General features: G+C 47.0%; 1 protein-coding gene. It reads left to right on the top strand.

The window, feature by feature from the left end; genetic code table 11:
• A partial coding sequence (locus KDK14_RS15230; protein ID WP_257266025.1) for a hypothetical protein occupies positions 1 to 1,414 on the top strand: 1,414 nt, incomplete at both ends.

The following is a 1,414-nucleotide window of genomic DNA, read 5'->3' as shown; positions in this document are numbered from 1 at the left end:
AACCAAAAAAATGCGTGGCAAGAGAACTCCCGAAAATTTTATGCTATCTGATGCAGACGGCACAAACCTATGAGAGTATGGGCGGAAATCTCAATGAACCGGTGAAGATTGACCGGGTCATCATTGATGGTCGGGTGTTTAAGAATATTGAGGCTTACCTGATCAAAATGAAGGATGGCTCTATTCAGATTCGCAAAATGGATTTGGTTTTCGAGAATGAAAACCGGGTTGATGTTGATGTCGAAGTGACCGGAGTATCCATTGCCTATCAATTACCGGAAAAAAGCAAGTTGTACAAAGCCGCCTTGTTAGCCGCTGCCCCCGGGATGAGCCCTGCGGATTTAGCCCGGAATGTGCTTGATACATTTCTCCCGGAACATATTGATTTCAATATTGATCAAATTTCGGCCGAGTTCCATGATAATATTCTGGACTCTTCCAAAGTAGATATTCTCAGTTTTGGCCTTAGTAGAGTGAAACTCTCTGTTAACTTACATAAGTACCTTCCAAGACCCTACATTGATATCAGCGTCGGGCCGCGGGATGGCCATAAAAAAGTTGAGTCAATAAAGTTCAATGTAACTGGCCAGGGGGTGGTTGATCATGTTGAGGCTAATATTAGCCTTGACCGTCATCGCCATGGTGTTGCTGATGTAACGGCACTGCTGGAGCCCGCCCGGCTGAATGGTTTTGCCGGATGGCTGCTTGGCGGGCCTGTCAAAATCAATACAAAAGTGGCTATCAACGATGGGATAGCAAAACTGGACGATATTGATTCAATCCGTGTTCGTGCCGGCCGTTTCGGCAGGGTATGTAAAGCTCTGGTTAAAAATACCATTCAAGCCAATAATCCCGGTTTCACGTTGGCAGACGATGGCAGGGCGGTTATCAAGTTAAAGTTAACGCTATTCTCTGAAAAAAGGTCAAACCCGATTACTCGCTGGTTAGCCCAAACGGCCAATCGCGTCTTACAATTTTTCACCAGACCTATTGAAATACCGATGTCGTTCAAAGGTGCTCCCTACGCACCGCCATTGCCAGGTGAAAAGGGGATTGGGTCATTTAATGCCTTGCGCTTTATTGATGGCTTGTTTAACCCCTGTCCCTTGTCCATTCACAGTGATACCCATGAACAACTGCTGCGTGAGTTGCGGATGGTTGCAATTGATGAGAGCCCGCAAGAACATCTTGAGCGGCTTGACAATATTATTGATCAGGTGATCGAAGAATTCCGGATGGGCAATGCTCCGTCACACCTCATTCTGGCCAGGCAGATTCCCCTGGATAGTCTGGTTTTGCTGGTTAATCGTGTGAAGGGCAATGAAACCAGGCGGAATGATCTCTCCCGTCTGCTGTTCCTGGTTGCCAATCTGGTGGAAGCGCTACCGGAAAAAGCGGTGCAACTGGTACACAG

The sequence above is a fragment of the Endozoicomonas sp. ONNA2 genome, from assembly GCF_024606365.1.
Taxonomy (GTDB): Bacteria; Pseudomonadota; Gammaproteobacteria; order Pseudomonadales; family Endozoicomonadaceae; genus Endozoicomonas.
This window is presented reverse-complemented; position numbering and strand designations above follow the sequence as displayed.